The sequence below is a fragment of the Fortiea sp. LEGE XX443 genome (assembly GCF_015206815.1).
Lineage (GTDB): Bacteria > Cyanobacteriota > Cyanobacteriia > Cyanobacteriales > Nostocaceae > Nostoc_B.
Genome location: NZ_JADEXZ010000025.1, coordinates 65,987 through 71,986, shown reverse-complemented (window position 1 = coordinate 71,986; position 6,000 = coordinate 65,987). Strand labels below are relative to the sequence as shown.

General features: G+C 41.9%; 4 protein-coding genes and 1 pseudogene. All 5 read right to left on the bottom strand.

Translation table 11 applies throughout. The features are described from left to right. Positions 1-205 precede the first annotated feature (205 nt). A pseudogene (locus tag IQ259_RS27145) lies at positions 206-385 on the bottom strand (IS701 family transposase); the annotation flags it as partial. A 925-nt stretch (positions 386-1,310) separates the two neighbouring features. Beyond that, positions 1,311-3,188 (bottom strand): molecular chaperone DnaK, encoded by a 1,878-nt coding sequence (gene dnaK, locus IQ259_RS12080; protein WP_193884964.1) that lies wholly within the window; start codon positions 3,186-3,188, stop codon positions 1,311-1,313. Positions 3,189-3,290: 102 nt separating this feature from the next. Beyond that, entirely contained in the window at positions 3,291-3,758 is a 468-nt protein-coding gene (locus tag IQ259_RS12075) for an Hsp20/alpha crystallin family protein (RefSeq protein WP_193884956.1), read from the bottom strand. A gap of 323 nt (positions 3,759-4,081) precedes the next feature. After that, entirely contained in the window at positions 4,082-5,503 is a 1,422-nt protein-coding gene (locus IQ259_RS12070; RefSeq protein ID WP_193884954.1) for an ATP-binding protein, read from the bottom strand. Positions 5,504-5,508: 5 nt separating this feature from the next. After that, positions 5,509-5,877: a response regulator transcription factor gene (locus IQ259_RS12065; RefSeq protein ID WP_193884952.1), complete on the bottom strand. Its 369-nt coding sequence runs from the start codon at positions 5,875-5,877 to the stop codon at positions 5,509-5,511. Between the last annotated feature and the right edge of the window lie 123 nt (positions 5,878-6,000).

Here is a 6,000-nt window from a genome sequence, read left to right as displayed (position 1 = left end):
CCTTTTAATTGCTGTGCAGTTTCCTTCAACAAATGCTTTAGTGAATCTGTTAATTCCATTGACACCTATGCACATCCAAAATCGAATCATCATTGAATTTACTACAAAAAGGGAAGGGAAAGGTTGCCGTTAGCAACCTTTCCCTTCCCCCCACCGGAATGATTATCATTTTCATAAGTTGTATATTTTATTCTCTGGAAGTCCCTAACCCCACTGTTTTAGCTATTTCTGGTAGGGTTTTTCGAGGGATTTCTGAAAGTATGCCCAAATGTAAGCATTTGAATGCTTCAAAATGCCTCACGTCCTCAAACAATGAATCATAGTGTTGGCAATCGTTATCTATGAATGTCACTGTGCTTACTGGCTGTCTGCACGGCGTAACCATCCCTCTTACTTAGTGTTTACGGTTTTCTTTCTGACTATACTTTTCCTGTAAGTAGCTCGATGTTAAAAATTGTCGTTATGACAGGGCAGGAGGCAGAAGGGAAGAGGGTTTTAGGTAACTTTACTTTTCGTTACATACTTCGGTTTATTTAAACTGTTCTACTTAGCAACAAAAGAGGGATTAAACAGTCAAGTATCGCAAATACTGAAGATAAATTTAAGTCAGTTAAGAAGGTTATACCAATTCGTAATACTTCGGCTGCGCTCAGTACAAGTTCGTAATTCGTAATTAAGAAACTCTGATTTGGTCTGGGTTGTGGGGTTTGAATGTGTTGCCTAATTTTAGAGAATTGGTATTAGGTATAGATAAATTCGAGGCTCCCTTTCGTCCTGTCTTTTTTTCGTTTCGCCCTTGCTCTACCACTTCTTAACTTACCCAGAAAGTAATACTGCGTCGTATTCTTTCCAGTTACGAACTCTATAGCTGCTTTTGGCTTTCGTATCCATGATCAAACTAGCCGCCCGATGCTCAAAGTCGGAGTGAAATGGGATAAGTAAAATTTACCATTTTTCCCTATTCACGTAACAACGCCTCTCCTTAATTTCACTCGTTCTTGCCCGATACGGACTGTATACTTTAACTCTGTGTGTTTAAAGTTTTGCCCCTGGCGACTGTTCGAGTTTTGTCAAAGAGATTGTTGTAGTGACTCTTGCTACGAAGCGGTCTATTTTGACCAAGGTTGGGACGGTCTACTACTTAGGTTGGGTGTCGGGAAGACGGCATTGAATGGGGCTTGAACCCCAACAAATGCAAACGCCTTAAAAGAGCAGGGTTTTTTACTCGTTGGTTGTTCGCTGCTCTCTCTTTCTCCACACCCTAGTTTTAGTCAACAATAAATAGTCTCGTTGCCTAAATGTTGGCAAAATTACTTACTATCGACAAAATCAGCATCAATCACATCTCCATCACCCGATGGCTGCTGACCACCATCCGTACTTGCAGTTTGGGCGTAAACAGCACTACCAATTTGCATCAAGGCTTGTTGCAATTCATTGGTGAGAGACTTCATGCGGTCAAAATTATCTTGGTTAATCGCCTCGCGCAAATCCCGGATTAATCCTTCAACACGATCGCGATCGCTTTGACTCACTTTATCCCCCAAGTCTTTGATTTGTTTTTCAGCTTGATAAGCTAAGGAGTCTGCCAAATTCTTAGTATCGACTTGTTCGCGGCGTTTTTTGTCTTCGGCTGCGTGAACTTCGGCATCTCGCACCATGCGATCCACATCTCGTTTATCAAGTGTGGAAGCACCAGTAATCGAAATTGACTGCTGTTTACCTGTAGCTTTGTCTCTAGCTGTGACAGAGAGGATACCGTTAGCATCAATATCAAAGGTAACTTCGATTTGGGGTACACCTCTAGGTGCTGGCGGAATGCCATCCAGGCGGAAATTACCCAAACTCTTGTTATCGTTAGCTAGTTCCCGTTCACCTTGGAGAACGTGGACTTCGACATTTGTTTGACCATCAGCAGCGGTGGAGAAGATTTCAGATTTTTTCACCGGGATGGTGGTATTGCGATCGATAATTTTGGTCATGACACCACCAAGGGTTTCCACACCTAAAGACAACGGCGTGACATCCAACAACAAGATATCTTTTACTTCACCTGCTAAAACACCTGCTTGAATAGCTGCACCAACCGCTACAACTTCATCGGGGTTTACGCCTTGGTTAGGATCTTTACCCGTCATCCGCCGCACCAATTCTTGAACTGCGGGAATACGTGTGGAACCACCCACCAGAACAACTTCATCAAGTTCAGCATTACTCAACCTAGCATCTTGCAATGCTTGTTGCACTGGTTTACGACAGCGATCGAGGAGGTCTGCCGTCATTTCTTCAAATTTCACCCGTGTCAGTGTCTCATCTAGGTGTTTTGGCCCTGTTTGAGTCGCGGTGATAAAAGGCAGGTTGATATTAGTTTGGGTAGCACTCGACAGTTCGATTTTGGCTTTTTCGGCAGCTTCGGTGAGCCTTTGTAAGGCTTGTTTATCTTTGCGTAAGTCAACACCTTCGTTATTCTGAAACTCATTTGCCAGCCAATCAACAATCTTTTTATCAAAGTCGTCACCGCCTAGGTGAGTATCGCCACTGGTGGCTTTAACTTCAAAGACACCATCACCTACTTCTAAAATTGAAACGTCAAAAGTTCCACCACCCAAGTCAAAGACTAAGATGGTTTCATTATGCTTTTTATCCAAACCATAGGCTAGAGCGGCGGCTGTTGGTTCGTTGATAATTCGCAGCACTTCTAAACCAGCAATTTTCCCTGCGTCTTTGGTGGCTTGGCGCTGAGAATCATTAAAGTAAGCTGGAACGGTAATGACTGCTTGAGTAACTTTTTCACCTAAATATTTGCTGGCATCATCAACCAACTTCCGCAACACTTGGGCAGAAATTTCTTCGGGGGCAAATTCTTTACTTAAGGCTGGACAACTAAGTTTGACATTGCCGTTACTATCACGCAGGACTTTATAAGAAACTTCTGTAGCTTCATGGGTAACTTCTTCATACTTGCGCCCAATGAAGCGTTTTACAGAATAAAAAGTATTTTCTGGGTTCATAACTGCTTGTCGTCGAGCAATTTGACCCACCAAACGTTCTCCAGATTTGGTATAAGCTACAACTGAGGGAGTGATGCGTTGTCCCTCTGCATTGGCAATTACTAAAGGTTGCCCACCTTCCATGACGGCAACACAAGAGTTAGTTGTGCCTAAATCTATACCTACTACTTTTGCCATACACCCTTCCTCTTCAAATTGAGTAGTTTTGGCACTAAAAAAATAGGATGAAGGAAGGATGAATTTAAACATATCATCCTTTGTACTTCATCCTTTAGGAAATTAACCGATATTAACCTTCACAACTTTTTGCCTTTCTGATTCAGCTTTTGGCAAAGTTAAGCGGAGAATACCATCTTTATATTCAGCTTGTACTTTGTCATTTTGGATTAAAGAAGGTAATGGAATAACTCGTTGAAATCTTCCGTAGCGGAATTCAGAGCGACTTATGCCTTTTTCTTCAGTTTTAGTTTCAGATTTACGTTCACCACTAATAGAAACTGATTCAGGCGTAACTTCTACATTGATATCTTTTGCTTCTATGCCTGGTACTTCTAGTTTAAGATGAATTGCCTCATCAGTTTCTTCTAGTTCAGCCGCAGGAATAAAGTTAAACCCTGCCATTTCACCACCATCAGTTGGTGCTAATCGGCCAAACAGACGATTCATTTGCCGTTGTAGGGTTTCAAGTTCCCGGAAAGGTTCTAAGCGTTCAATATCGCCAAATGGTTCCCAACGAATAAGTGCCATATCTGTCACCTCTAAGATACAGTTTTTGGGATAGTAAAGCTCAATTTCAAGCTTATTTGTTGGTAAATAATAGGATGATTTTTTCAATCAACAAAGCCTAATCTCAAGCTTTCTTTCTAAAGAGTAGAACAACATTAAATGACTGGGGGTTCGGTTTTATGACAATGAGCGATCGCAATAACCGTACCCGCAAACTAGTTTGATGATTTGTTAAAATAATTACTTCAAAAGTAAATAAAAAATAAGTTTCAATTTACTGTTTATTAATATGATTAATCTAATTACTTTTACACTTGAAAACTAACAGTTCAACTCGTGTTAGTTTATATCTTCAGCGGCAAGCTAATAATAAAAGTTGCTCCTTGATTAGGAAAACTACTGGCGGTGATACTGCCTTTATGAGCTTCTATTATCCGTTTGGCGATCGCTAACCCCAAACCGTTACCATCACCTTGGCGTGACGGATCTGTGGTATAAAATTGCTCAAAAATCCGGGGCAAGTCGCCTTCAGTAATGCCCTTTCCTTGGTCTTGAATTTGAATAATTGCTTGTTTGCCTTCGCTGTACCCGGAAATCAACACTTGAGAATTGGGATGTGAGTGTTTAATTGCATTATCTAATAAATTGAGAATTGCCTGTAACAATCGCTCTGGATCGCCCATTAGTTGTAATTCTGCTACATTTACTTGCACAGATACACCCGCAGCTTGCATTCGCGGTTCCACTGCATTGACAGCACGGTTAATCAACCCCCGCAGTGAGATGATTTGCGCTTCTAGTTCCGTGACTCCTGCTTCCAAACGTCCTAAATCTAGGAGGTCATGAATTAATCGTGATAAACGTTTGGTTTCGCTTTCGATAGTTTGAAAAAAGCGATCGCGTAATTGCGGTTCTTCATAAGCTCCGCCTTTGAGAGCATCAACTGTTACCTGAACGTTACTGATGGGTGTGCGTAATTCGTGGGAAACATTGGCTAAAAATACCCTACGTTCTTGGTCGAGGGAAGCCAACCGTTCACTCATGCGGTTGAGTTCTGCGGCTAATTGATCCAACTCATTGTTTTGCTGGATAATTAAGCGATCGCCAAAATGACCACTACCCAAACGAATGGCAAAGTTACGCATAATCTCAATCGGTTTTGAGAGACTGCGAGCAAAGCGACTGCTAATTAATGCACATAGCAGAATTGTCAGCGCTAAAGTTCCCAAAACACTCCAAATCACACTCACAAACTGACGCTGAAACTGCGCCAATGTGATTGACATTCGCAGTACACCCAAAAATTGACCATTACGTTCAATTGGCCTAGCAATGTAAAGACGATCTTCGTTGGTTAAAACTCCTTTAGAAACTCCTTGTGCTGCATAATTTTGGAACGCTTCCTGCATTCCTGGAACTTTGTACCAATCGACAACTTGTTTGTCTAACTTTGGATCAGAAGTAGCCAGCAAACTACCTTTTGCATTAAAAACACGCAACGTCACAGTCTGCGGTGCGCCATATCTCTGCACCAGTATCTTTACCCGTGAAATATCCTGTTCTTCTAAGGCATCTGCGACACTCTCACCCAAAGCATTTGTCCAGTTTTCTAAATCTGCTTGTCGTGTCCGCATGAAGTAGCCATGAAACGACCACAGAATATAACCTGCCATCAGTGACGTGCCGAAAGCCGTCAGCATAAGATATGTAGCTAACAACTTGGCATGAATTGTATTTAATTTAATGCGTGGTATCCAGCCTGTCATAAAGGCTACTCTCCAGCACGACGGCGCAACACTGCTTTGATACGTGCTAATAGTTCACGAGTGTTGAACGGCTTAGTCACATAATCGTCTGCGCCTGCCTCCAAACCCCAAATTTTATCGATATCTTGATCCTTGGCTGTGAGCATGACGATTGGTACATCTGAAAATGCCCGAATTCGCCAGCAAACCTCCATCCCGCTAACTTCCGGTAGCATGAGGTCGAGCAAAATTACATCTGGTACTTGTTTGTGAAATTGTTTGATAGCACTATGTCCGTCAACGGCTGTCGTCACCGTATAGCCTTCTTTTTGTAGTGTATATGTGAGACTGTCACACAGGGCTGCTTCATCATCCACGAGTAAGATATGTGGCATTTTCCATTTCTAGAGTCAACGTCTAGTTTTAGCTTGTACAGTCAGTTATGGGTTTGGCATCTTTCTTAGGTTACAAAATTTTAATTAATGGGGATTGGTGTATTTCGGTGTATAAGAAAATGA

Excerpts from the sequence above, each read along its gene's own strand:
- IQ259_RS12065 (WP_193884952.1), bottom strand. The coding sequence starts at position 5,877 with ATGCCACATATCTTACTCGTGGATGATGAAGCAGCCCTGTGTGACAGT.
- IQ259_RS12070 (WP_193884954.1), bottom strand. The coding sequence starts at position 5,503 with ATGACAGGCTGGATACCACGCATTAAATTAAATACAATTCATGCCAAG.
- IQ259_RS12075 (WP_193884956.1), bottom strand. The coding sequence starts at position 3,758 with ATGGCACTTATTCGTTGGGAACCATTTGGCGATATTGAACGCTTAGAA.
- dnaK (WP_193884964.1), bottom strand. The coding sequence starts at position 3,188 with ATGGCAAAAGTAGTAGGTATAGATTTAGGCACAACTAACTCTTGTGTT.